The organism is Photobacterium rosenbergii, assembly GCF_033022775.1.
Classification (GTDB): Bacteria; Pseudomonadota; Gammaproteobacteria; order Enterobacterales; family Vibrionaceae; genus Photobacterium; species Photobacterium rosenbergii_A.
Genome location: NZ_JAWJZI010000004.1, coordinates 59,043 through 84,784, shown reverse-complemented (window position 1 = coordinate 84,784; position 25,742 = coordinate 59,043). Strand labels below are relative to the sequence as shown.

General features: G+C 48.0%; 17 protein-coding genes and 1 pseudogene. 16 read left to right on the top strand and 2 right to left on the bottom strand.

Annotation, left to right across the window (positions count from 1 at the left end):
- Positions 1-9: 9 nt before the first annotated feature.
- Positions 10-741: a glutathione peroxidase gene (locus tag R2X38_RS11235; RefSeq protein WP_317522322.1), complete on the top strand. Its 732-nt coding sequence runs from the start codon at positions 10-12 to the stop codon at positions 739-741.
- A gap of 85 nt (positions 742-826) precedes the next feature.
- On the opposite strand, the gene R2X38_RS11230 is transcribed toward R2X38_RS11235, so the two are convergent.
- Positions 827-1,240 carry a VF530 family DNA-binding protein gene (locus R2X38_RS11230; protein WP_317522321.1) on the bottom strand — a complete coding sequence of 138 codons (414 nt, stop codon included), beginning with the start codon at positions 1,238-1,240 and terminating at the stop codon, positions 827-829.
- A 370-nt stretch (positions 1,241-1,610) separates the two neighbouring features.
- Between R2X38_RS11230 and R2X38_RS11225 the strand changes: the two are divergent.
- The 3 genes and pseudogenes from R2X38_RS11225 to R2X38_RS11215 all read left to right on the top strand — a co-directional run.
- Positions 1,611-1,682, top strand: a pseudogene (locus tag R2X38_RS11225) (GNAT family N-acetyltransferase); the annotation flags it as partial.
- A 57-nt stretch (positions 1,683-1,739) separates the two neighbouring features.
- The gene (locus R2X38_RS11220) at positions 1,740-2,231 is read left to right on the top strand and encodes a nucleotidyltransferase domain-containing protein (RefSeq protein WP_317522320.1); all 492 of its coding nucleotides are present in this window, start codon (positions 1,740-1,742) and stop codon (positions 2,229-2,231) included.
- A gap of 119 nt (positions 2,232-2,350) precedes the next feature.
- Entirely contained in the window at positions 2,351-2,947 is a 597-nt protein-coding gene (locus R2X38_RS11215) for a LysE family translocator (protein ID WP_317522319.1), read from the top strand.
- 61 nt (positions 2,948-3,008) lie between these two features.
- On the opposite strand, the gene R2X38_RS11210 is transcribed toward R2X38_RS11215, so the two are convergent.
- Positions 3,009-4,733, bottom strand: a complete 1,725-nt coding sequence (locus tag R2X38_RS11210; protein WP_317522317.1) for a sodium:solute symporter family transporter — start codon at positions 4,731-4,733, stop codon at positions 3,009-3,011.
- A 397-nt stretch (positions 4,734-5,130) separates the two neighbouring features.
- Here R2X38_RS11210 and R2X38_RS11205 point away from each other — a divergent pair, with 397 nt between their 5' ends.
- From R2X38_RS11205 to R2X38_RS11150, 12 genes are all read left to right on the top strand, one after another.
- Complete coding sequence (locus R2X38_RS11205; protein ID WP_317522316.1) at positions 5,131-6,099, top strand: MoxR family ATPase; 969 nt, start codon at positions 5,131-5,133, stop codon at positions 6,097-6,099.
- A complete protein-coding gene (locus tag R2X38_RS11200; protein ID WP_317522315.1) occupies positions 6,081-7,016 on the top strand; it encodes a DUF58 domain-containing protein in 936 nt (311 codons plus the stop codon). Before R2X38_RS11205 ends, R2X38_RS11200 begins: the two co-directional genes overlap by 19 nt.
- On the top strand, positions 7,009-7,482 hold the full coding sequence (locus tag R2X38_RS11195; protein WP_317522314.1) for a DUF4381 domain-containing protein: 474 nt from the start codon (positions 7,009-7,011) through the stop codon (positions 7,480-7,482). The genes R2X38_RS11200 and R2X38_RS11195 overlap by 8 nt, the downstream gene beginning before the upstream one ends.
- Positions 7,476-8,444 carry a VWA domain-containing protein gene (locus R2X38_RS11190; protein ID WP_317522313.1) on the top strand — a complete coding sequence of 323 codons (969 nt, stop codon included), beginning with the start codon at positions 7,476-7,478 and terminating at the stop codon, positions 8,442-8,444. Before R2X38_RS11195 ends, R2X38_RS11190 begins: the two co-directional genes overlap by 7 nt.
- On the top strand, positions 8,437-10,302 hold the full coding sequence (locus tag R2X38_RS11185; protein WP_317522312.1) for a VWA domain-containing protein: 1,866 nt from the start codon (positions 8,437-8,439) through the stop codon (positions 10,300-10,302). Before R2X38_RS11190 ends, R2X38_RS11185 begins: the two co-directional genes overlap by 8 nt.
- Positions 10,303-10,308: 6 nt before the next feature.
- On the top strand, positions 10,309-11,553 hold the full coding sequence (locus tag R2X38_RS11180; RefSeq protein WP_317522311.1) for a hypothetical protein: 1,245 nt from the start codon (positions 10,309-10,311) through the stop codon (positions 11,551-11,553).
- Between the two features lie 605 nt (positions 11,554-12,158).
- A complete protein-coding gene (locus tag R2X38_RS11175; protein ID WP_317522310.1) occupies positions 12,159-12,551 on the top strand; it encodes a DUF2799 domain-containing protein in 393 nt (130 codons plus the stop codon).
- A gap of 421 nt (positions 12,552-12,972) precedes the next feature.
- The gene (gene bglX, locus R2X38_RS11170) at positions 12,973-15,360 is read left to right on the top strand and encodes a beta-glucosidase BglX (protein ID WP_317522309.1); all 2,388 of its coding nucleotides are present in this window, start codon (positions 12,973-12,975) and stop codon (positions 15,358-15,360) included.
- Positions 15,361-15,406: 46 nt separating this feature from the next.
- Positions 15,407-17,059, top strand: a complete 1,653-nt coding sequence (locus R2X38_RS11165; protein ID WP_317522308.1) for a sulfatase — start codon at positions 15,407-15,409, stop codon at positions 17,057-17,059.
- Positions 17,060-17,134: 75 nt separating this feature from the next.
- Positions 17,135-20,554 carry a hypothetical protein gene (locus tag R2X38_RS11160; protein ID WP_317522307.1) on the top strand — a complete coding sequence of 1,140 codons (3,420 nt, stop codon included), beginning with the start codon at positions 17,135-17,137 and terminating at the stop codon, positions 20,552-20,554.
- Positions 20,555-21,020: 466 nt separating this feature from the next.
- Positions 21,021-22,139: a sn-glycerol-3-phosphate ABC transporter ATP-binding protein UgpC gene (locus R2X38_RS11155; protein WP_317522306.1), complete on the top strand. Its 1,119-nt coding sequence runs from the start codon at positions 21,021-21,023 to the stop codon at positions 22,137-22,139.
- Positions 22,140-22,178: 39 nt separating this feature from the next.
- Positions 22,179-25,562 (top strand): GH36-type glycosyl hydrolase domain-containing protein, encoded by a 3,384-nt coding sequence (locus R2X38_RS11150; protein WP_317522305.1) that lies wholly within the window; start codon positions 22,179-22,181, stop codon positions 25,560-25,562.
- Positions 25,563-25,742: the final 180 nt, after the last annotated feature.

Here is a 25,742-nt window from a genome sequence, read left to right as displayed (position 1 = left end):
GGATCCATTATGTTCGAATCAAAAGAAGGTCAAGCCGTACCACAAGTCACTTTCCATACTCGTCAAGGTGACCAGTGGGTAGACGTGACAACGGAAGAACTATTCGCTAACAAAACCGTTATCGTTTTTTCACTACCAGGCGCATTCACCCCAACTTGTTCTTCTAGCCACCTACCTCGCTACAACGAGTTGGCATCAGTATTTGCCGAGCATGGTGTCGATGACATCCTGTGTGTTTCCGTCAACGATACGTTCGTGATGAATGCATGGAAAGCTGACCAAGAAGCTGAAAACATCACGTTTATTCCAGACGGCAACGGTGAGTTTTCGAAAGGCATGGGTATGCTAGTTGCTAAAAACGACCTAGGCTTCGGTGACCGTTCATGGCGTTACAGCATGTTGGTTAAGAACGGTGTGGTAGTGAAAATGTTCATCGAAAACGACGAGCCGGGCGACCCGTTCAAGGTTTCTGATGCCGACACTATGCTGGCTTATGTTGCCCCAGAGCACAAGCTACAGCAATCAATCACGGTATTTACCAAGCCTGGTTGCCCATTCTGTACAAAAGCGAAGCAGAACCTGATCGATAACGGCCTGAACTATGAAGAAGTGGTTCTTGGCAAAGACGCAACAACTGTTAGCCTACGTGCAATCTCTGGCCGTAGCACAGTACCTCAGGTATTCATCGGTGGTCAGCATATCGGTGGCAGCGAAGAGCTTGAAGCTTTCCTAGCTAAGTAATCGATAAATAAATCGTTAATTGAAAAAGCCAAGCAGGGTATTTCTTGCTTGGCTTTTTTCTATTGGTGCAATTGATTTCAATCTATCAGCGGCGCTGACGGCCACCACGAGATGAGCGTTCCTTGTGAGCTGATGCTGCTTTGGCCTGTGATTTCAAAATCGACTCCACCGTCAGCTCCATCGGCTCTTTGGGTTTAAGGCCATGCGGGAAGGTGCGCGCACGTGGTGGTAGATCGTATTCTTCTGCAGATGCTCGTGGCATGCGCTTGAAACGGTATAGGTAGAAGTTCTCAAGCTTCTCTCTCGCCCAAGCTGTCTTCTTTAGATACTTCACACTACTCGCAATAGAAGGGTTGGTATGGAAGCAGTTGATACGCATTGCCGTATCCAGGATCTCCCAACCGTAATAGTCCACCAACTCTTGCAGTAGGGTTTCTAACTTAAGACCGTGTAATGGGTTGTTTTGTTGTAATTCAATTCTTTCTTCATCGGTCATCATAACGAGTTCCTAAGTATCTAACTTAACCAAGGTTGGTTGGGTTATGTGGTATGGGGCTCGGGATTCTAGCAGAGTAAACCTCTCTTCCCTAAATTTATCGACTAATATGCCTCTAAATGAGACGCTGTCTCTCGGCCATGAAACACAAGGTTCTGATAATGTGCTGGTAAATGTCACTGAGCCTTGCTCTCGAGTGGAAGTAATTGTAAAGGTATAGCATAGGTTGTTTGGCGAGACTGACAAGGAGGTTAGGTTGAACACTATATGTCGATTCGCAACAGTGGCAGATGCTGAAGGGATCAGCCAAGTATCAAAGTTATTCTGGGATTTCGGATGATGGAGCAAAGGACAAGCTGTATCTGATGATTTTATCGAAATAGGCGGGCTTGTTGTTAACCCTGATTTCCGCGGTAATGGCATTGGCCGCGCTTTAGTCGATTATGCAGTAGCAACAAACAAGGGAAAGCGAACAGTTCGCTGTAATGAGAAAAGGTTTAGGATGAGCGAAAAAGTGAGAAGTGCGCTGGTGTGGTTAAAGGACATTCTTGATTCGCAGCAGGTGCAGTACCAGATAGTTGGCGGCTTAGCTGCAACTATTCACGGTGGTAGCCGTGAGGTGGCGGATATTGATCTATACATCCGAAGAGCAGATGCCGACAAAATCCTACCGCTAGTGAGTAGCTATATCTCTAAGCCTCTAGCCCATTATGTTGAAGGCTCATGGGATTTGGAATATTTTCAATTGAGTTATCATGAGCAGAAAATCGAAATTGGATTGTCACCCGGCACCAAAATAAAAGCAGCAGGCAGTGGTAACTGGGTTGAACTCAATACTGATTTCTCCCAATCTGTTGTTGGCAGTTATAAGGGCGTTGAAGTGCCTACAATCCCTGTTGCCGAGTTGATACGTTACAAGCGGGTGTTGGGTAGAGAGGTCGATCTCATTGATATCGATGAGCTTAGTGGTCAATTATCGTCAAAAGCCATCTGAGTAAAATCTAACTCCTGCAAGCCCGTTAATACCGAAAAGATATTACAGGAAGAGGAGTTGAGGCAGTGTTTGGAATAGAAAATCTTTGGCTTTTTGTGTTATCTGGCATAGTTCTAAACATGCTCCCTGGACCTGATTCTGTGCTTATTGCAGGGCGCGCGGCAAGCCAAGGCTTTAGGGCGGGCTCAGCTGCTGCGCTGGGTATCGGTAGCGGGATATTTGTCCACATTGTCGCAGCGTCGCTGGGCTTGTCGGCAATTTTATCAACGTCGGCAACAGCTTTCACCGTTGTTAAAATTATCGGTGGCTTCTACCTGCTTTATATGGCCTTTAGCATGTTCAAAGATAGTAACTCGCAGGCTGAATCGACGTTTAATGAGTCGGCATCTGCAGTATCGAAAAAGAGCTCACTGCTGAGTATCTATACCCAGGGGCTGATCACTAATGTGTTCAATCCCAAAGTGGCGCTGTTTTTCCTTTCATTTATGCCGCAATTTATTTCAAGCTCGAGCGAAAACAAGGCCCTCGCCTTTATGGTGCTCGGGCTAATTTTCAATTTTACTGGAATGATTTGGTGTCACTTTATCGCTTGGGTGTCGGCAACAATGAGCCGGAAGCTGTCTGCAAGCCAATCTGTCCGTAAGTGGTTTAGTCGGCTTGCAGCAAGCCTGTTTGGTGTATTCGGCGTGAAGTTGCTAGTTTCCACGCAGAGTTAAGTGCTTTTCACTCCTGAGCCCTGAGCCCTGAGCCCTGAGCCCTGAGCCCTGAGCCCTGAGCCTAAGTCGTTATTGATAGCTTATACAGTCGGCTGGATTTATATGCCAGCCCAGTTCCGCATAGTAAAATCAATCCACCAATGCCAAGGAAGATTGCGGCATCGCGCCACGTATCGGTAGAAACCGCAATCAAGCTGACAAGTATGCCCAGCACTGTCAAGGCACGACCCATAAACATCCCGTTGGTATGATCGATTGGGCTTTGCTCTTCTATGCTCATCGGCGTGTCCAAGCGGCGGCGGATCTCACTGGTGTCTTTCTTCGCTCTTGATAGCCAAGGTGTCAGCATGAAGAAACCACCGGTAAAGATGACATGGGAGATAAAGGTAGCGGCAATCTTCAGGTCAACTTGCTCACGCGCTGTTAAGCTGTAGTCGAACAGAGCGGCAAACCATTCGGCATTAAAGCCAAAATGGACGATGACGGAAACCACAAGGCCAACCAATATCGTTGCCCAGCCAGACCAACCAGGGGTTCGAAGGTTTAATAGTGCCAAGAAAGACGGGATTGATAGTGGCATTTGAATCATGGCGGTGAACAGCATCATGATATCGAACAGGCTGTAACCCTCAAGCCGAGAGAAGAACAGTGCAACGGCGCAAGCCATGACTCCAGTTAGTAGCGTCGCCCATTTGCCCAGTAGCATTTGTTGTCGGTCTGTCCCTTTAGGGTTGATGAGAGACAGGTAGATATTGTTCACCACGATGCCTGCATTGCGGTTGAGCGCCGTTGTCATTGGCGAAACGGTCGCCGCTAACATAGCAACCATGACCAGACCTAGTAGGCCGCTAGGCATATAGTGGTCGATGTAATAGAGGTAGGCGGCATTATCAGCACCGGCTCCCAGATTTGGATAACTGTCGATCAGATTGATATCGAGCGAGGCAACAAACCAAGGAGGCGAGAACCATAGCAGCGGGGCAAACAAGAACAATACGCCAGCCAGAGTGGCTGCTCGGGTAGCTTCTTTTTCGTTGCTGGTGATAAGGAAACGGTAGCTGCTAAGAGCATTGTTGGTATTGAGGGTTTGGCTCAACAGCATTGCACCTATCCACAATACGAAGATCTGCCAGATAGCAATGCCTTCACCCATGATGGTATGGGATAAGGATTCGACAGGTAGCACTGCGACCTCACTTGCTGCTGTGAAGCCAACAATCATGGTAATGCTAATGAGCAAGACAAGCTGAATGACATTCGTTGCCGAGACTGTCCAGACTCCGCCTGAGATAGCGATGAAGGTGACCAGCAAACTAATGCCGATGATGGTCATATCGATGCTGATCCCGAACGTTGCAGACAAGAAGGCTCCAAGTCCGTTAAGCCAAATGCCTGCCCCAATGAGCGTGATAGGAAAGCTCAGCCAGGTGAACGTCTGCTCAGACGCTTTGTTAAACCTTAGCTTTATTACATCCATCGCTGTATCGACACGTAAGCGGCGATAACGCTTGGCAAAGTAAAGCGCCGAAATAAAGAAACCGAGCGCATTACCCCAGAAAACAAACATCACACTGAGCCCGTCGGCATACGCTTTTGCCGCCGCCCCGGTAAAAGTCCAGGCTGAAAACTGAGTCATGAAAGCTGTCGCGCCTGCCATCCACCATGTCATGGCTCCGCCACCACTGATAAATCCGCTGGCATTGGTCGCTTTATGGCGAAAAGCCTGAGTCACTTTGATGATGAACACAAAGTATAGGGCGAGCATGGCCCAGTCGAGGTGCGTCACTGTAGTTACCTGTAGAAGATAGAGGTGAATATGTGAAACGATATTTTAATTTTTTAAGAATTGTAATTCAAATTGCAATTGTAAAAGCATGCTTCGAACTAAGAGCGCCACGTATTGGTTACAGATTTTATGGCATAGCAGAAGCCTAAGTTAGTAGAATTTCGAAATGTTTTTATGAGTTTGGGAGAGCCAGCCTAAAGAAGATGATAAATATTCATCTGTTTTATGTCTTGGTAATCTTTTGTATATACTGCCTTTGGTGAAATTAAATAGTGAGATTACATTCACATAATCCGATTTCATGACTACACCCGTGCGGATAAGTTGCTATTCTTTTCGAAAATTGTATAAACGTTTCGAATGGCGATTGTAACAACAATATCCCAGAGGTCTTTCAATGTCAGCTCACTCTCTTATCGACACTTTTCAGTCTTTAAACCGCTACCTTCAGTCTCAGGTTATTGGTCAGCCAGAGTTGGTCAAACAGTTGCTGATTTCTCTATTGGCTGATGGCCATATTTTGGTGGAAGGTCCGCCGGGATTGGCAAAAACGCGAGCGGTAAAAGTGCTAGCTGATTGTATTGAAGGCAGTTTCCAGCGTATGCAGTTTACCCCAGATCTCTTGCCTGCGGATTTGACCGGTACTGATATTTATCGCCCAGAGACCGGGACTTTCGATTTTCAGGAAGGGCCTATTTTCCATTCGATGGTGCTTGCTGATGAAATCAACCGGGCACCGGCCAAGGTGCAGTCGGCGATGCTGGAAGCGATGGCCGAAAAGCAAATCACCGTGGGCAAGAAAACGTATGAACTGCCTGATTTGTTCCTCGTAATGGCCACACAAAACCCGATCGAACAAGAGGGGACCTATCCGTTACCAGAGGCGCAATTAGACCGCTTTTTATTACAGCTTCAAGTCGAATATCCAGATAGCGACAGCGAGTTGGCGATTCTACGTCTCAATCGCGGGGAGGCGCTAGGCGTGAAAAGTGAGGAAGCCGTGCATCTCTCGCAGCAGGATATCTTTACTGCCCGCCAACAGGTGTTGGAACTTTACATGGCCGAGGAAATTGAGCAGTACATCATCCGCTTGGTTATGGCGACCCGAACGCCCGAACGATACGACGATCAGTTGGCGGGTTGGTTACAGATGGGCGTGAGTCCACGAGCGACGTTAGCCTTGGACCGTTGTGCCCGTGCCCATGCGTGGTTAGCAGGACGCGATTTTGTGACGCCGGATGATGTCATGACGATGGCTTATCCTGTACTGCGCCACCGACTGTTGCGTAGCTATGAAGCCCAGGCGGAAGGGATCAATAACGATTTCATCATTAAGCAGTTGCTGACTTGGGTAACAAGCGCATGATCCTGCCTGCCCATAGTGATGGCATACATTTGTCGCTGGCGGAACTGTTGCATTACCAAAAGCAGTCAGTCCGCTGGCTACCTCCTGCCCGCAGCATCTGGTCCTATCTCAGTGGCCAGCATGACAGTGCCGGTAAAGGGCGGGGCATGGACTTTGCCGAGGTACGTCCTTATCAAAAGGGGGATGACATTCGGTCTATCGACTGGCGTATTACAGCCCGAACGGGTAAGCCCCATACCAAGTTATATACCGAAGAAAGAGAGTGCCCGGTGATGCTTGCGGTTGATCTATCCTCGACTATGCACTACGGCACTCGATTATTGTACAAGTCGGTTCAAGCGGCACATATCGCCAGTTTGATTTGCTGGCTAACAGTGGCGCAAAAAGATCGGGTTGGCGCGGTTGTCATTGGTGGTAAGCAGGTAATTGATTGTCCGCCGACAGCCCGCCAGCAAGGGCCGCTACAGATCATGAATGCGATCAAACGTGTTCATGACAAAAGCTTAAAGGTGGCTCAAGAGCAGCATCAAGAGTCATTTTTATTGGCAATGAACCAGTTACACCGTCTCTGCCCGAAAGGCAGTGAACTTATTGTGATCAGTGACTTCAATCAGCTATCAGCCTGTACTGAAAAGCGATTGAAGCAACTGTCCCAGCACAATAAGTTGAGGTTGCTTCATGTTTTTGACCCCATTGAAAAGGGCGAAACCGCATTTCGGGGCCGCTACTGGCTTGGCGATCATCAACGGTCACTGCCGATAAGCTTCGGTCGCAAGTCCACCCTGCAGTCTTTACAAAATGATTTTGAACGTCATCAGCAGCGTTTGGCAACACTCTCAAATCAACTCCAATCACCTGTTTACCATGTCTCTGCTGGCAAACCGTTGATCGACCAGCTTGGAGGGTTACGTGGATAACGCACTGAATCTTGCTCCTTTGGATCTACCCGCAGAGCCTAGCTGGTGGCCATTGCCAGCATCAACGTTGATGTTACTTGGTGGCTTTGCTTTAGCTGTACTGCTTTGGCTTGGTTATCGTTACTACCAAGGTAGGCTCAAACGAAAAGCTTTGGGTCTTCTTTCACAGTTGGAGGGCCAACCCGATCTGCCTGCACTTGATAGTTTGCTGCGCCGTGTTGCACTGACCTATTTTCCGCGTAATCAAGTAGCTGGGCTATCTGGCGAAACATGGTTGGCCTGGCTCGATGAACAGTTGAATAAAAAAAGTGATGAACAGCTCGATAGCTCGACATTTATGCATTTGAAAGACAGTTGGCTATCCGGTCTGTATGGCAATAAGCCACTGGAACAAGATCAATGGCTGGCGTGTATCGCAGCCAGCCGACAATGGATTTTGCACTTCAAGACGGAGGGTAAATGTTAGCGTTTGATTACCTCGCCGTAGTGCTGTTGCTTCCACTACCATGGGTTGTCCGTCGTTTTTCCCGCGAAGTTGAGCCTGTATCCGTGTTGAGGCTCGGCCGCCTTCCCAATGATCTCGATGACAATATTCATAACAGCAGAGTGCCAATGGTACTGAGCATTGCCGCTTGGCTGTTTTTGCTCTCGGCCTTGGCCCGCCCCGTTTGGCTCGGTGAGCCCATTAGTGTTCCGATGGAGCACCGAGACGTGATGCTGGTAGTTGATCTGTCGGGCTCGATGGATATTGAAGACATGAATGGAGGGGGAGACGAAGCCATAAGCCGAATGACGGCGATGAAAAGCGTCCTTGTTGATTTTGTTCGTCGGCGTGAAGGAGACAGGCTCGGGTTGGTGTTATTTGCCGATCACGGTTATCTCCATACCCCACTAACACTGGATATCCGCAACCTGGAGCAACAAATCGAACAGTTAACGTTGGGATTAGTGGGCTATATGACCGCAATAGGTGAAGGTGTCGCCATTGCCACTAAGACTTTCATCGATAGTGAAGCTCCCCAGCGGGTCATGATCTTACTAAGTGACGGTAGTAATACCATTGGCGCGGTAGAGCCAATGGCGGCGGCAGAGCTCGCCAAGGATAGCAATGTCACCATTTACAGCATCGGCCTAGGGGCCGAATCCATGATGGTCGAAAATGCCTTTGGTGAACTGCACGAGACCAACCCGTCCTGGGATCTGGATGAATCCTTGCTCACGGACATCGCCGAACTGACAGGAGGTCAATACTTCAGGGCTCGCAATCAAGATGAGCTTGCCGAAGTGTATTCGCTTATTGATGGTTTGGAGCCGATCTCCGATACCGAACAAACCTGGCAGCCTCGCGATGATCTTTACTCTTATCCTTTGTTTGTCTCTTTGCTGCTAATGGTAATGCTGGCGATCTACCGGAGGCGTTATGGTTAATTTCTTTTCACCGCTATGGCTGCTAGGGCTTTTGTTGGCACCGGCATTTCTGTGGCTGAAATACCATCGACAGCAGCAGGGCCTGATCGCACCGCACCTTCAACAAGAACATTTTTATGCTCGAAACCGTTTCAGCTGTTGGGTCATCCTTGCCTGGGTCATTGCGATGGTTGCCATGGCAGGGCCGCATTGGCGAGAGCAGGACCGGCCTCACTCTGAGTTGGAGCGGGCTCGGGTGATAGTGATGGACATGTCGCAGGCTATGTATGGCCAAGATATCGCTCCGAGCCGGTTTCAGCAGGCCTTCTACAAAGTGACCGACCTGATCAATTTGGTGGATGAGGGGTATACCGGCGTGGTGGCCTATTCGAATGCGGGGTACACCATCAGCCCACTGACCCATGACAACAACACGGTACTGACCCAGATTGAACATTTGTCGCCGGATGTGATGCCGTCCACTGGCAAGAATGCCGCTGCGGGAGTAGCAGAAGCTATTGCATTACTGGAGCAAACCCAGTTCGGCTATGGCGATATTTTGTTGGTGACTTCAGGGATCAGCGAAAAGGAAAAGGCGGACATCGCTGCACTACTGGCTGATACGCCTTACTCACTATCTACCTATGCGATCAGTACTACCCAAGGGGCACCAGTGGTTGATAAGAATGGTAATCCACGTCTTGGCAGTGATGGCCACCCCGTTAAATCCCATCTGGTACCAGAGCGACTGAGCGCGCTATCGGCACAAACTAGCGGTATTTCGGTGACTTATCAGCACTCCCAGCAAGATATTGAGCAGCTTCATTCATTCCTGGCAAAAATGCGCAGTATCGAAGAGTTGAGCGAGCTGTCGGATGGTTTATCGAGCCAGTTTATTAACGATGGCTATTGGTTGTTATGGCCTTTGGCTGGTTTGTTGCTGTTAGCGTTCAGGCGTGGGGTACTTTGGTCGTTTGGCTTTGTGCTGTTGCTGCCTACGTCTCCCTCGGAGGCAAGTGATATCAGCCAGCTATGGAGCAATGCGGATCGGCAGGGCTATCAACAGTACCAGCAAAACAATTACCAAGAAGCCGCTAGCTTGTTTGTTGATCCAGCTTGGCAGGGCACTGCCTTGTATGAAGCGGGGGATTACCAAGGTGCAATAGAAGCTTTCTCTAAAGTGACGGATAGTAGCAGTGATTACAACCTAGGAAATGCGCTGGCCAAGGCAGGACGCTTGGAAGAGGCGCTGGTCAAATATCGTGAAGTGATAGAAAGCAATCCTGGGCATCAGGGGGCCATGTTTAATCTCAGTTTGGTCGAAGGGGCGCTGCAGGCGCTTGACAACCAAGACCGCGAGACTCAAGAGCAAAGTGGTGAGGCTGGGGATGATGGCAATTCCGATGAGGAGGAAAGCGGTGAAAGCGATGGTGACGAGGAGCGTGATGATACAGGCTCTGATGACAATAGTGGTGGCGAGGACAACCTAGAATCGGATCCCGACACGGAGAATGTTCCTGAGCAGCAAGGCGAAAGCGACAGCACTGGCAGCAGCGATTCACAGGGTAACCAGTCAGAAAACCCGCAGTTTTCGCCTGACAGTGGTGGTGATTTCCACCCTCCGCAGCAACAGTCTGGCGAGTCCGGTGAGTATGATGCCGATGAGTTTACAGCAGGTGCGAGCGATATCGATTTTGGCACGCCTACCGAAGAGGATATAGAGGCGATTCGCCATCAATTGAGTGAACTTGGCGAAATTAATCCAGTATTGAACCGTCTCACTCAAATTCAAGATGACCGCACCTTGCTGTTGAGAAACCTACTGCTATTGCAGGCTGAGCTGAAAGATCCTGCCGAACAAACCGAGATTGAGTGGTAACCGAAAATGATAAGAAAAGTTTTAGTCTTGTTGTGTGGCTTAGTACTAGCACCGCTAAGTGTTATGACATCTTTTGGTGCGATGGCAGATAGTCTGGAAGAGAACAGACTTGATGACTTAATTGGCTTATCGGCAGAGTTGGTGCGCGATACGGTTTATCCGGAAACGGAAGCGACTTACATCTTAAGGGTAGAATCGCGAGCGGATATTCATTTTTCTCGTGTGAACCCACCTCGGGGAGAGGGAGCTAATGTTCGACGAGGAAGCCAAGATCATGAGTATTATTTTGTTGGCAATGATGAGTTCAGGATTTCGATTTACCGCTTTTTGATCTCGGCGAAACAAATAGGTGACATAACCTTGGAAGGCGCGTCTTTAACCCATGTTGCGATCAATGAAAATGGTACCCGTCGTCGGGTGAGAAATCGGTCAAATTCCGTTACTTTGGTAAGCCGCCCAAAGCCTGAAAACTACCGAGGGTATTGGTTACCTTCGGATCAGGTAACCTTGGAACAACACTGGTCTACAGAGGCTTCAGCGTTGCAGGTTGGAGATTCTATAACCCGAACACTCCGTTTGGCTATTCAGGGTAGAAACATAGACTCCTTTCCCGAGTTGACGGTGGATTACCCTGAAAACATGAATGTCTACAGTGAACAGCCAAAGTTCAAAGCCATCGATGATGGAATGGAAATGACATTGAGGCAGGTCATAGTTCCCCGCGAAGAAGGGATGTTCGAAATACCCGGTTTGTCGATCCCTTGGTTCGATACCGTTAATAACAAGAGCACCGTCGCTACAGTTGAAGAACTGGCATTAAATATATTACCGAACCAGACGCAGACATTGGCACTTGATGAACTGGAGCCAGAAGTCTCTGAACACAGCTATTGGCGATATGCGACCTTGACTGTCTCTGTACTGTGGTTGGTCACGTTAATGCGTCTGTATCAGGTCCATAAGCGCCTTCAAAGCCTGCAAACCACATCAGCGTCCAAACAGTCTCGGGAAGAGTGCAGCCTGCATACTGCGCTTGAGCAAGGTAACCACCAAGATGTTGTAAAGGCTTGGGGGAATGCAAATACTGAGGTGAAGGGGGAGTGTGGCCGGTTAATGGATGCTTATTTCGCAGCGTTTTATAGTACGACACCAACGGATGGCGAGTCAGAGCGTGCAGCGGTGTTGACTCAGCTAAAGGCGATGAAGCGGGGCAGAAAAGCCAAGGTGGACTTTGCTCCGATAGAGCCATAAGAAGAGAATTAACAATTAAATTAATAACTAAAGCGGCTGAAGTCAGGCCGCTTTTTTGTCTTTTGTTCAGCACCTATTCAATATTTAACTTGGTTGCTGCTTGATTTGAAATTAATAATCACTATTAACGTTACTGTTATTTGCTTGTGTTTAAGTAAAGCAATGTAAATTATTTGCCTTTTATATAATTAAATAACCCATTATTTAGTTGAAATAGTTTATCCAAGTGATTTTATTTCGATGGGTTAAACAAGCACTAATTCATCAAGATGCTGAGTTCTGGTGTTTATCTGTTTGATTTTATTTGTTTAAATTGTTTTGTTGTGTCGAACGTAAATGGCTTGTTTCGATAATTTTCAACGTGATAGGCGTAAATTATAGATAAATGAGTGAAAGAAAGTTGAGATGTAAGCTTTATCGATTCGTATCTCAAGCCTGAATTATAGCCATGATAAAGTCATGATATTGGTATATGTTATAGTTATTGATAAGCAGAAATGTACCAGTCTTATCACGTGTAAAAATATTCTAGTTTCTTTGATTAACACTAATTTAGAAAGTGTTATTTACCTGTTTATTGAAGCTTTATCATTGAGGAGTAGATGATGGGGATTAATATAAAATTAATGACTGCGTGCCTTGTTGTTGTACTCGCGGGGTGCTCTTCAACTATCGCGCTGAAGAAAGGCGAAACCTGGGAGCAATTTGGCTACGATCTCGCCATGAGCGGCGGCAAGATGATTGAAACCTCTCGCCTCGAGTCTGTCGATGTAGCGGCCTATCAAAAAGGCTATGTTTCGGGCCTAAAGGCATTTTGTGAGCAAGATGGATATGATGTAGGCCTGAGCGGTTTGTTCTATCAGGGCACTTGTGATGCGATAAACCCTAATTTTGCTGAGCAATACAATATTGGTTGGGTTGATTATGAAATCAATCAGCTTAACTATGACTGGGAGCTTGGGACGTACGAACCGACCGTAGAAAGCTACGATTACTAAATCTCGTGCACTAAATTCCTTGCACATCTCGCCGAGCCGAGCCTCAAAGCCTGCTGATCCTGTCAGCAGGCTTTTTCGTTTTTGCCCTCCTGTTAGCAAGCTAACTGTCTTTATTTTCACGCTTTGACTTGATATGCATCTAGATGACCACACGCAGAGTAAATGGGTATTGGGTCTCATTTTTCAATATACGCCATTGTCGAAATGATTCGACTAAACTAGTATCCGACTTAATGATTTTAGTTGAGGTTAGCGCTTAAATCCATGCGCAACATAATTGGTAATGTTTTAATTTGCTGATTTTAAAGGTTTTGGTTGTTTTGGGTTGTTTTTCGAAACGATACGGCTTTGAGGCGTAAGAATCCCGCCTTTTTCCGTGATACAGGGCTTCCAGATAGATTTGATAATTTTCGGGAATGGTATGAAAACAGTGATAAAGCCGACCTTGCTCGCGCTTAGTATGACAATGGGTGGTTATGTAATGGCAAGTTCAACCATGTTTAGTGACATGATCAATGTTGAGCAAACAGAATCTGCGTCAACGGCACATTGGCAAGATGACAAAGAGAAGATGGATGCCTTCATCGGTGGTTTGATTAACCAAATGACTTTGAAGGAGAAAGTCGGGCAGTTAGATCTGCAAAGTGGCTTCCGTAATGTCACGGGCCCTTTTATTAATGAGTCCTATGAGCAGCAAATCAAAGATGGGCAAGTTGGCGCTATCTTCAATGCTTATGGTGCTGATTTTGGTCGTGAACTGCAGAAAATCGCCGTTGAAGAAACCCGCCTGGGTATTCCGCTGATTGTCGGCCACGATATCATCCACGGTCATAAGACCATCTTTCCGCAGTCAATTGGTGAAGCTGCCACATGGGATCTCGACGCTGTTAAACTCAGCGCCCGCGTTGCTGCAAAGGAAGCATCTGCTGATGGCATCATGTGGACATTCGCTCCGATGGCTGACCTAGTCCGTGACCCTCGCTGGGGACGCGTGTCTGAAGCGGCCGGTGAAGACCCATTCCTGTCAACGGCCATGGCGGTTGCCCGTGTTGAGGGGTTTCAGGGTGATGACTTGAGCCAAGAAGACACTATTATGGCGACAGCCAAACACTTTGTTGGCTATGGCCTATCTCAGGCTGGTCGTGATTACCACACCACGGATGTGTCGGAGCACGAGCTCTGGACGACGCAAATGCCTCCGTTCAAAGCCATGGTGGATGCCGGTGTTGCGACTTTCATGACCTCCTTTAATGACTTGAATGGTATTCCAGCCACAGGCAGCAAACGTCTTCTGACCGATATTCTACGTGACCAATGGGGTTTCGAAGGGTTTGTAGTCACCGACTACACCGCCATTAATGAGCTGGTTCCTCATGGCTACGCCCGTGACGACAAGCATGCAGCAGAGATCGCATTTAACGCTGGTGCTGATATGGACATGGTTGGCCAACTGTATATCAACTACCTCGAAGAGCTTGTTGCCGAAGGCAAAGTGTCTGAAGAGAAAATTGATACAGCTGTTCGCCAAATCCTCGAGATGAAATGGCGCCTTGGTCTGTTCGAAGACCCATACCGCTACAATGATGAATCTCGCGCCGAGCGTGAAATCCTCAGTGTAGAAAATCAAAATGCAGCACGCGATGTCGCACGTAAGTCTTTCGTACTGCTTAAAAATGACAACCAGACGCTACCGTTAAAAGACGACGAAATTAAGTCTATCACCTTGATTGGACCGCTAGCGGACAGCAAGTTTGACATGATTGGCAACTGGGCTGCCGCGGGGGATCGCAAGTCGCACCCAGTGACCGTGTTGGAAGGGTTCAAGCACCGTTTTGGTAAAAACGTCAAGATCAACTACGCCAAAGGTGCAAGCTACGAATACATCATTTCACAGGAAGAAATCGATGCGCTTCAGGGTATCGGTGTTCCACGTATTACAGCCGATGATTCATCGCTAGAGAAAGAGATGAAGCGTGCCATCGCTGCATCGAAAAAGTCTGATGTGATTGTCATGGTGATGGGTGAAGAGCAGCGCATGTCCGGTGAAGCATCAAGCCGCACGGAACTGACCTTGCCGGGCAATCAGCAGCAGGTGATGGAAGAGCTGAAAAAGCTTGGCAAACCTATGGTGCTGGTGGTTATGAGTGGCCGTCCAAACGACTTGCGCTGGGCTGATGAGAATGTCGACGCCATCCTTCATGCTTGGTACCCAGGTACCATGGGCGGTATCGCTCTTGCTGATGTCCTATCCGGTGATTATACGCCATCAGGCAAACTGCCAATGACCTTCCCGCGCTCTGTGGGTCAGGTGCCAATTTACTACAACGAGAAAAATACCGGCCGTCCGTATTTTGCCAATAATCCGAACCAACGCCAGGAACATTACAAGTCTCGCTATGATGATTCACCAAATACACCGCTGTACGCCTTTGGCCATGGTCTGAGCTACGCCCAGTTTGACTACGGCGATATTCGCCTGAGCAGCGAAGCGCTGACTGTCGATGGTGAACTGACCGTATCTGTCGACATTACCAACAGCGGTAATTACGCCGGTGAAGAAGTGGTTCAGCTATATACCCGCCAGCATGTCGGCTCGATTACCCGCCCGGTTAAAGAGCTAAAAGGTTTCCAGAAAGTGCATTTCGATAAAGGGGAGTCAAAAACGATTTCTTTCACTCTGACACCTGCCGATCTCGCGTTCTACCGCGCCGATATGAGCTGGGGGGTAGAAGCGGGCTCGTTTGATGTCTTTGTCGGCACCGCCTCGGACGATGTGAAAAAAGCAAGCTTCGAATTGGTTGAAAAATAATAATAAGTTAGCCCGTCTTTGACGGGCTTTTGCAAAGGAATCATTTATGAAAAAAGCGCTGATTTCATGCTTGGTCGCAGGGGCATTTACCCAACCCTTAGTCAATGCTGCGGTTGCAGAAGAGCAAAGCTCCGGGGCGAGCCAAGAGCGGCCTAATATCCTGTTTATCATGTCTGATGACCACGCCGTACAAGCGCTGAGCGCTTATGGTCACCCTATTTCCAAGCTGGCTCCGACGCCAAATATCGATCGCATTGCCGCTAACGGTGCACAGTTCCAACACTCATATGTCACCAACTCCCTGTGCGGGCCGAGCCGCGCGGCGATGCTCACTGGTAAGTTTGGTCACGAAAATGGCTTCACTTATAACGGTCAGATTTTCGATGGTAACCAGTTCAACTGGCCCAACGCACTGCAGGATGCGGGTTATACCACCGCCATGATCGGTAAGTGGCATATCAACCGTATCCCCAATGGCTTTAACTTTGACCACTGGGAAATCCTCAATGATCAGGGTGAGTACTACAACCCGGACTTCATCACTGCTGACGGTGTGACCATGGAGATGGGCTATACCACTGACTTGATCACCGATAAGACCCTAGAGTGGTTGGATGAAGGGCGGGATAAATCCAAACCTTTCGCCCTGCTGATGCACCACAAGGCACCGCACCGCAACTGGATGCCTGCACCTCGCCATACTCAGCTGTTTGAGAACGTTGAGTTTCCGCTGCCAGATAACTTCTACGACAACTACGAAGGGCGCAAAGCGGCAAGCAAGCAGTCGATGACGATTGCTAACCACACTCAGGACGGCCATGACATCAAAATGACTGTGGCCGAGGGAGAAGGTGAATGGCGTGAAGATATCTGGCCGCATTTGCTTGCACGGTTAACCGATGAGCAGCGTGCCGAATGGGATAAAGCTTATCAAGCCCGTAATGATCACATGAATGCCAATGAAGTCAACTGGACAGAAAAACAGATGGCGGAGTGGAAGTACCAGCGTTACATGCAAGACTACCTAGCGACTATTGTTGCAGTGGATGAAAGCGTCGGTGAGGTACTGGATTATTTGGAAGAGAATGGACTGAGCGACAACACCTTGGTGGTGTATACCTCGGATCAGGGCTTCTTCCTTGGCGAGCATGGCTTCTACGACAAGCGTTTTATGTATGAAGAGTCTTTCTCGACTCCACTTGTTATGCAGCTTCCAGGTGTGATCAAACCGGGTACAGTGGTCGATGAGCTCGTGCAGAATATCGACTATGCCCCGACCTTTATGCAACTTGCCGGTTTGCAGACACCGCAAGACGTCCATGGTAAATCGTTACTGCCACTACTGACAGGACAAGGCGATGGTGGTTGGCGTGATGCGCTTTATTACCACTACTATGAGTACCCAGGGTTTCATGATGTTGCCCGCCACTACGGGGTATCAGACGGTCGGTATAAATTAATCCATTTCTATAACCCTGATGATCAATGGGAGTTCTACGATCTGGAAGCTGACCCATCCGAAATGGTCAATGCCATTGATGACCCTCGCTATAAAGAAGAAATAGGGCGTCTTATTCACCGCCTTGCTGAATTGCAAGATGAATACGGAGTCCCCCCACTGAAGGAGTGGCGAGACGCACCTCTAGAGCGTCATCCAAACCCATCTTTGGAAAAGTTGTTTCCCCATAGCTTCAAATAATTCATATAACCGGTAACCGCAGGGCTACCGGTTTTGCCGTTTATATCCAAGCGTGAAGAAAGAGGAAAAGTGACGATGACAACAACGGTCACGAATAACTATAAAAAATTGTTTTCTGCTGGTTTGCTTGCAGCATCTATTGCCGGTTGCGGCGGAGGTTCCGGTGGGAGTGATAGCAAGCCGGGTACTCCGCCACCTGAATTAGAATGGCCGGAGCAAAATGTCTCTATCAGCGCATGGTCCTTTAATGGCGGCAGTGGTCAGAGTGTGGCGTCTGCAAAATTGGCGGGTAGTTATGCCGTTGCCGATCCTGCGGGTTTGAATATCGAAATCAGGGATATTCATCAAGCGCTGAAACACCGGATTGAGGCGTCGGATATCGTTGATCTACTGCCCGATATGAACCTCAACCATGATACGGCATTGTGTGGGATGACCTTCACGCCGTCGGGGCGTTTTCTCTACCTTGCCGTGTGTGACAGCGAGGGCGGTCAGAAGGATGATGCGATTCTGGCTTACAATACTAACACCGAAACCTTGACCGTTTTCCACCGTTTATCTCTGCAGGAAAACGGCGCGGGCAATGTGGCGCGCGTCGGTATGAACTATTTCTCGTCGACCCTATTTGTTGGTGGCGACTCAGCGGTTTACCGCATTGAAGCGGATCGCAATGCAGCCTATGAGGTCGAAAATAATGGCCGTCAGCTGGACGTGGATAAGGTTTCGGTAACGGGCACAGTGCAGGACATTGCTCTAGATATGGAAGCGGGCAATCTATTCCTTCAGACACCAAACAGCATCTACAAACTGGCGCACAATAGCCGCTCAGCCCAGCGAGTGTACCAGCAAGAGAACCTGACGGGTGTTGGATTCAGCCGGGTTTTTGGCAACGAAGAGGCGGCTGGCCTATATATCAGCCTAGAGCATGATGGCAAGACTGGACTACTGTTTTCGCCAATAGACAAAGTACGGAGCAGCGGTCAGCTATCGCCGGTTCAGTACCTGTTGTCGGAGACCCCATGGCATGATTTCAGCCTAACGGCTGATGGTCAGTTATTGTTTGTCGATGATAGTGCCTTCATGTTGCGTGATGAAAAAGATAAGCGGATGAGCTTTGATGAGTGGACGCGCGATGAGCTGTCTCAATACGTTAAGGCTATCAAAGGCCTAACAGCGTCGGGTATGTCAGGCAATTCCGCATCACCGGAAGGTTTTCTGCATCGCAAGCTTGAGCACACTAATCCAAATACCACACCTATTGCCGATAATGTCGGCTGGGCTCTGTATCTGCTGATGGTTGCTGACCAAGTGGAATATGACCCTGAGATTGAACATTATGTCGAGCTGCTGATAAAACGCCATGCCGGGCTGCATGAAGACGGTAAGGGCGGGGAGAAAAGTATCGATGGCCACTTTGTTCGAAACTACAACAGCGATGGAACAATCAACTCAAACAATCCGCAATATCAAGTTTACATCAGCATGAAATTCCTGCCTGCTGCCATCAAGGCTGCAGAGATGTACCCGGACAACCAGAATATTGTTAGCTATGCCAAATACCTTCAGCAAGTGTTCCAGCGCTCGGGGGATGTGGTAAGGGCTGAGCAGCGTATTACATGGGACTCAGACGATTTTGGCCCGGTACGCCTTAACCGCCAGATGTCTAATGAGACCTGGTTATACGGTGACATTGCTGCGGCCCAGGATCCTATTGCGACCCGTAACTACGGCAAATTTACCTATGAGAGGGAAAACTTCCTCTATGACTACGAGCTGCTCGATCAGCCCGTAATTAAATCATCGCACTCGGCGTTTATTATCATGGGGGGACCGCTTATTTTGGACCACCACTTCCATGGTAAGTCGTGGGCGGAACAAAATAATAACTACTATGCACTGACCCAATCGGAAACCGATGAGCTGGGCTTTACCTATTTTGCCGGATTCTCTGCAGGCCATAGCCCCAACTCGAACGGCAACTACTACAACGACGGCCCGACCGATCACCCTGATGATTTTATTCACTTCCCAGCCGTGAGCGGCTTTGGTCAGCTTGGAAAAACCGATGCGGTTGTTGGCGCTTACATGGCCTACCGTGACGGCCGCCGCCAGACCATGATCAGTGCGGGTGATGAAGATGCCCACCTTCTGATGCGTTGGTCAGCCAACATGCCTGACTACGATAAAATGAGCGTGGGGATTGCGGACTTTTGGTACGGCGCAATTGGGCTTGCAGAAACGATCCAGCCGGGGGTGGTTCAGCAATTTAGAAATACCTTCTATCGCCCTGAAGTCCAGATTGGTTTCAATGAACAAAATCGCCAGCAGGTACTGTACTCAACCATGACACCGAGGCTGGTCACGGGGATCCGTGCCGATGGTAGCAAGCAAGAGTTTGGCTATCATCGTTCACCATTTGCGGTGCCAACAGATGAGGTTTTCGCAGATTTTGATGTGGTTGACCCGCAAGGAGATTGGGTAGAACTGGACGATATCGTGGGTATTCACAACATCACGGCACCATTGGCTGGACGTGACGTCATATTCAAAAACCCAAATTTCGAACACGGTGTTGATGTGGGGTGGCAAACCCTTGACGGCTATGTAGTCAGCGGAGGTAGCATTCATGGAAATGGTGCGACCTTATCTCCGGGCTCTATTGTAAGCCAAGCAGTGCATTTACCGAATGGCATTGAGGGTAGCGAGTACCGCGTCTCGGCGCTCATTGAGCCTCAATCAGGGCAGGGTAAGGCGAGAGTGAGGTTAAGTTGGTCGGACACCGGCAACCTTGTTGATGCCTACGCGCCAATCGAGAGCGGCAATGTATTTGCTAACTGGGATGCTATCGTTAGAACGGTGGATACCACACAACCCGCTAATGCAAAGTACCTTCATATTGAATATATCACTGAAGGCAGCGGGACATTTGTATTTGGTAATACGGCACTGCAATCTTTTGGCGCCAAACAGCTGTTCCCGAATGGCGATTTCGAACAAGGCAGTGCGAATTGGTCATTGGATAGCAAAGTTTATATTACCAATGATAGTAATGACGTGATCCAAGGTAGTAACTCGCTCAAATTTGATTTGAACGGTGGCGTAACGAGTTGGCAAAGAGCCGAGCGGAGGCTCGATATATCGAACGATCCGGCGGGAACTCGCTATTTGGTGCGTTTTAAAGTGGGTGAACGTGAGCTTACCGACGCGAAATTCGAGGTTAAGTTTGATGTCGAAAACCCGCAGCGCCCACCGAACTCGGATGCGACGCCGACGGGGGATTGGCGTGACGTCGGCTTTATCGACAACGACACCCCAGAGGAGGTCACCGTCACTGTCCGAAAACGCCCGGGTGAAACGGCGCTGAATCTGGTATTTCGCATGAAGCAGGACAGCAGCAGTGCTGCCAGTAGCTACGTGGTATTGGACGATGTACGTGTATACCAGCAAAAGTTGTTGGACGATAATTACTGTAACCACAGCGCACAGTGTTATTAATTGACTAATAATTAGCGATTAATTGCTTTGTGAGAGAGAAGCCCAACTGCTACGTAGTTGGGCTTTTTTGTAGGTATGTATTCATCATGAACACTAAATAGCGTTCACGCTAGATAAAACGTTTCGAAATGAGTGAAAAATACGCAGCGCTATTTCAATAATTTCACGTTTAGAAAGTTAGAGCCATATCAAAGTTTTGACTAATGATGGCCGAATTAACAGCAACATAGTGCTTATCTATCGCTGTGTATTTGCCTCTTTAGCAGGTGATACAAAGGTGGCGATCTTGTTTAAGTTTCTGATTTTTATTGTTTTAAATGCTTCTTGGAAGCTGTTTGCTCTCCGGCTGACAAAAAAGTGTGACCCATGTACCTGATTTGCGACCTTTTGTTGACAGTAAATAGGGCATTACTTACTATTTGTAGAAACGTTTCAACACAAACAATTTTCTACGAAGAGTACGGTTATGGCCCAGGTCAAGCTGCAAAACATAAACAAAATTTATAAGAATGGTTATCACGCTGTTCATGATTTTTGTCTGGACATCAAGGATGGTGAGTTCATGGTGCTGGTTGGTCCTTCGGGCTGTGCCAAATCGACCACACTGCGAATGATTGCCGGGCTTGAAAGTATCACCAGCGGTGATCTTCATATCGGTGATAAGCATTGCAACTCAGTCCTACCGAAAGATCGTGGTATTGCCATGGTGTTCCAGAACTACGCACTGTATCCACATATGACTGTGCGTCAGAACCTGGCGTTTGGTTTGGAAACTCGCAAGAAATCGAAAGAGGAAATTCATCGCCGTGTGACAGAAGCGGCTGAATTGCTGGAAATCACTGAATTGCTTGACCGTAAACCGGGCCAAATGTCTGGTGGTCAATGTCAGCGTGTTGCTTTGGGCCGTGCCATGGTACGAAAGCCAGAAGTCTTCTTGTTCGATGAACCGCTGTCAAATCTAGATGCGAAATTGCGTGTTTCGATGCGGATGCGTATTTCTCGTCTGCACGATGAACTTAAGCAGAGCGGTAAACCTGCAACCATGATCTATGTCACCCATGATCAGGTTGAAGCATTGACCATGGGCGACCGCATCTGTGTGCTAAATCGCGGTGCCATTATGCAGGTTGATACGCCGATGAACCTGTACCACAAACCGGTAAATAAGTTTGTCGCCGAATTTATCGGTTCACCGACCATGAATATGCTGGAAGGCAAACTGATTAAAACCGAATCCAATAAAATGGCTGTAGAAGTTGATGGTCATTTATTCGAATTGCCAGAAGCGAAGCAAGCCCGAGCTGAACAATATAACAGCCACGAAGTTTTTTTAGGTTTGCGACCTGAGCATATTAATATCGGTGAAGCGAGCAACAGCTGCGAAGCCAAAATTACAGAAGTGGAAGAAATGGGTTCTGAGTCTTTTGTTTATCTAAATTTTGCAGGCAAGCAATTGATTTGTAAGTATGTAAATCCAGACATTGCATTGTGCAAACAAAGCATGCATCAAATTTATTTCAATATGGATAAGTGCCATATTTTCGATAGAAGCACCGAAGAAAATATTTTTATTCCGACAGAATAACAGACAGTTTTAAATTTATATTATAGGTATTTTAATTTCATGATTCACACTATTTCTGACTCAAGCCATGTAGTCTCAAATGGCTTACTAAACCTAGAATTTGCTGAGCATAATGTTCTGAAGAATATTAAATCTGGTAATGTAATGGTAAACCTTTACGAGCCAAGTGAATTCGAAGGTGCTTTGTCAAATGTATATATTCGCGTTAAAAGCGATGCTGGCATTTCATTCATGCCGCTTATGCACCTTAACCACAATATGCGCACTTTCCGTACTGAAGCGGGCTTGGTTGGCTGGGAAACAACGACAGATGCTTTCCGTGCAACGGTTGTAATTAGCCTGGACGCACAATCTGAAAAAGTATTCTTTACCACTCAGGTAGAAAACCTGCAAAAAGATGCCCTGAAATACGACTTGGTATTTGGCCAAGACCTTGCTCTTGCCGATGAAGGCGGCGTAAAAAGCAATGAGTGCTACGTCAGCCAATACCTAGACCATCAGGTATTTAACCTCGAACAAGCGGGTTATGTTATCTGCTCGCGCCAGAATCTGCCTCAGTCTACGGGTAACCCTTGCTCTCAAATTGGCTCACTGACTGATTCCATTGTTGGCTACTCCACTGACGGTTATCAGTTCTTTGGCAAAAACTATCGCTTTGAGCCTACGCCAGTAGTACTTTCTGAGCCAACTCTAGCTAACGAAAAACTGCAATTTGAAATGGGTTATGTCGCGCTGCAAACTGCGGACATTATACTGGCTCCGGCAGAGCAGTCTCAATCGGTATTCTACATTTCATTCGGTACTAACCTAGAAGGTTCGAATGTTGCTGAAGCGGGTAGTCTTGAGGCTATCAAAGCGGCATATTCAGTGCCGGCAATGACAGCGGCAACAGAGCAAACACTGCCTTCATTCTTCCTAAATGGCTATAACGTGCTTGTTGGTGACGAGCTCAGCGCAGAAGAAATCAAACACTTCTTCGGTGAAGAGCGTCGCTTTGCAGAAGAGCAAGACGGCAAGCTATTGTCTTTCTTCTATGGCAAGCAAAAAGGCGAAAGCCGTTATGTAACACTCCCTGCCAAAGAGCGTGTGCTTGAGCGTTCAACCGGTCACATGGTTTCTTCAGGCAACTGCCAGGACTTCCAAAATGCCGTGATGAGCTCAACCCACGGTATGTATGGTGTGTTCAACTCTCATGTCGTTATTGGCAATACCTCTTTCAATAAACTGTTGGGCGTAGACCGTACGTCTCTGAACCTATTCAAGTACAGCGGTCAGCGTATCTGGGTGAAGGAAGGTGAGGATTTCCGTATTCTTTCAATGCCTTCAGCTTACGAAACAGGCCTTAACTTCTCGCGCTGGGTATACAAATACCAGCAAGGTTATATCGTTGTAACCAGCTTCAGTGCGCAGGATACTTCTTCAATCCAGCTAGACATCGAAACCGTTAATCTATCTGATGCGCTTGAAGTCATTGTGACTAACCAAATGGTAATGGGTAACAATGAAAATGATGCCAACGTCGTGGTTGAGCACAAAGATGATTACATGACGGTATCTGGCGATTTCGAACTGATGAACTCGGTTCACCCTGAGCTGACCTACGCGATTCGCCCTGACGCTTCACTGGCTGAAGTGTCGCTAGTGAAAGCTGATGATAGCGTTCGTTACGTACTGTTTCAAGGTAAGGTACAAGACAAAGCAAGCCTGACGATTCAAGGTGCAGTGAGCGCTGAACAGGTAACGGCTCCGTTAGCACTGGACTTTGCTGCTGAAATTGAAAAATACCAAGCTTCACAGCACGCTCTGATCAATAACTTCCACATTGATTTCGAGAATGACAGCTACAACGCACAGAAGCTGAATGACACGATGCAGTGGTTCACACACAACGCATTGGTGCACTACAGCACGCCACACGGCCTAGAGCAATACTCTGGTGCGGCGTGGGGTACGCGTGATGTCTCTCAGGGCCCATTCGAATTCTTTATGTCGATGCAGCGCTATGATCGTGTGGTGGACCTACTGAAAACTATCTACAGCCACCAGCATATCGAAACCGGTACTTGGCCACAGTGGTTCATGTTTGATAAATACGCCAAGATCCAGCAGGAAGACTGCCACGGTGACATCGTAGTTTGGCCTTTGAAAGCCATCGCTGATTACATCACTGCCACAGGCGATCTGGATGTACTGAACATCGAAGTACCATACACCAGCATTGAAGACGGTTTTGCCTTTACACCGGAAACCTACACCCTGTTTGCCCACGTTGAGCGCCAGGTTAAGCACATTATCGACAACCTGATCCCTGGTACATCGCTATCATGTTATGGTGACGGTGACTGGGATGATACCCTGCAGCCGGCTAACCAAGCCCTGCGTGAAAACATGGTCAGTGGCTGGACTATCCCGCTAACCCTGCAAGCACTGAAGACGATGAGTGCCGCGCTTGAAGGTAACCCTGATTTCGCCGTTTTTGTTCATAAGATCAATAAACTGGCTATCGAAATGGAAGAGGATTACAACAACCTGCTGATCAAAGACGGTGTTATTGCTGGCTTTATCCACCTACCGAACAAAGACGTCGATCAGGTTGAGTACCTTCTTCACCCGTCAGACAAGAAAACAGGTATCAAGTACCGCCTGCTGCCGGCATCACGTTCTATTATCTCTGAAACGTTCGACAAAAAGATGGCAGACAAGCACATGGCCATCATTGAAGAGAACCTGGTTCACCCTGACGGCGTGCGCCTGATGGAGAAAATGGCGAAATACCAGGGGGGTAAGCAGAGCTACTTCAAGCGCGCCGAGCTGGCTGCAAACCTGGGCCGTGAAGTGGGTCTTCAGTACTGTCACGCTCACATTCGTTTCATCGAAGCACTATGTAAGATGGGTAAAGCGGATGAAGTTGCGCAGAACCTGTACAAGATTGTCCCTGTGGGTATACAAAAGGCCGTACCGAACGCAGAAGTACGTCAGTCTAACGCTTACTTCTCAAGCTCTGACGGTAAGTTCAATGACCGCTACGAAGCGTATCGTGATTTCGACAAGCTGAAAAAAGGCGAAGTCGCAGTGAAAGGTGGCTGGCGTATCTACTCAAGCGGCCCTGGTATCTACATCAATCAGGTGATCAGTAACGTATTGGGTATTCGTTTCGATAACGAGTCTTTGGTACTCGACCCAGTGATTGCCAAGCAAATGGGTAAAGTGACGCTGGACTTCACACTATACGGCAAGCCATGCCGCTTGGTGATCAACCCTGAGCAGGGTACTTACACACCGAAACGTGTTGAGCTTAATGGTGAAGAGCTTGCTATTTCGCTAATGCCAAATGCCTACCGAACTGGTGGTGCGCTCATCGAGAAGCAAGTTGTTGCCTCCATGCTGCAAGATACACAGAACGAGCTGGCTATCTGGCTGTAGACGTAGGGCCTGACACCCCGGTTTCCGGGGTGTCAACCTAATCATCAGTCGTATAATGTGTTGTGCGTCAATGTTACTCACTTTCGATTTGTAGAAACGTTTTACATGATCCGTTATAATTTACGTTGAGAACTAGCTATAAATACAAAAAATTATTTTTTAGTACGCAAGGCTGCAACT

Coding starts and splice junctions, on each gene's coding strand:
- R2X38_RS11235 (WP_317522322.1), top strand. CDS start 10: ATGTTCGAATCAAAAGAAGGTCAAGCCGTACCACAAGTCACTTTCCAT.
- R2X38_RS11230 (WP_317522321.1), bottom strand. CDS start 1,240: ATGATGACCGATGAAGAAAGAATTGAATTACAACAAAACAACCCATTA.
- R2X38_RS11220 (WP_317522320.1), top strand. CDS start 1,740: ATGAGCGAAAAAGTGAGAAGTGCGCTGGTGTGGTTAAAGGACATTCTT.
- R2X38_RS11215 (WP_317522319.1), top strand. CDS start 2,351: ATGCTCCCTGGACCTGATTCTGTGCTTATTGCAGGGCGCGCGGCAAGC.
- R2X38_RS11205 (WP_317522316.1), top strand. CDS start 5,131: ATGTCAGCTCACTCTCTTATCGACACTTTTCAGTCTTTAAACCGCTAC.
- R2X38_RS11190 (WP_317522313.1), top strand. CDS start 7,476: ATGTTAGCGTTTGATTACCTCGCCGTAGTGCTGTTGCTTCCACTACCA.
- R2X38_RS11185 (WP_317522312.1), top strand. CDS start 8,437: ATGGTTAATTTCTTTTCACCGCTATGGCTGCTAGGGCTTTTGTTGGCA.
- R2X38_RS11180 (WP_317522311.1), top strand. CDS start 10,309: ATGATAAGAAAAGTTTTAGTCTTGTTGTGTGGCTTAGTACTAGCACCG.
- R2X38_RS11175 (WP_317522310.1), top strand. CDS start 12,159: ATGGGGATTAATATAAAATTAATGACTGCGTGCCTTGTTGTTGTACTC.
- bglX (WP_317522309.1), top strand. CDS start 12,973: ATGAAAACAGTGATAAAGCCGACCTTGCTCGCGCTTAGTATGACAATG.
- R2X38_RS11165 (WP_317522308.1), top strand. CDS start 15,407: ATGAAAAAAGCGCTGATTTCATGCTTGGTCGCAGGGGCATTTACCCAA.
- R2X38_RS11160 (WP_317522307.1), top strand. CDS start 17,135: ATGACAACAACGGTCACGAATAACTATAAAAAATTGTTTTCTGCTGGT.
- R2X38_RS11155 (WP_317522306.1), top strand. CDS start 21,021: ATGGCCCAGGTCAAGCTGCAAAACATAAACAAAATTTATAAGAATGGT.
- R2X38_RS11150 (WP_317522305.1), top strand. CDS start 22,179: ATGATTCACACTATTTCTGACTCAAGCCATGTAGTCTCAAATGGCTTA.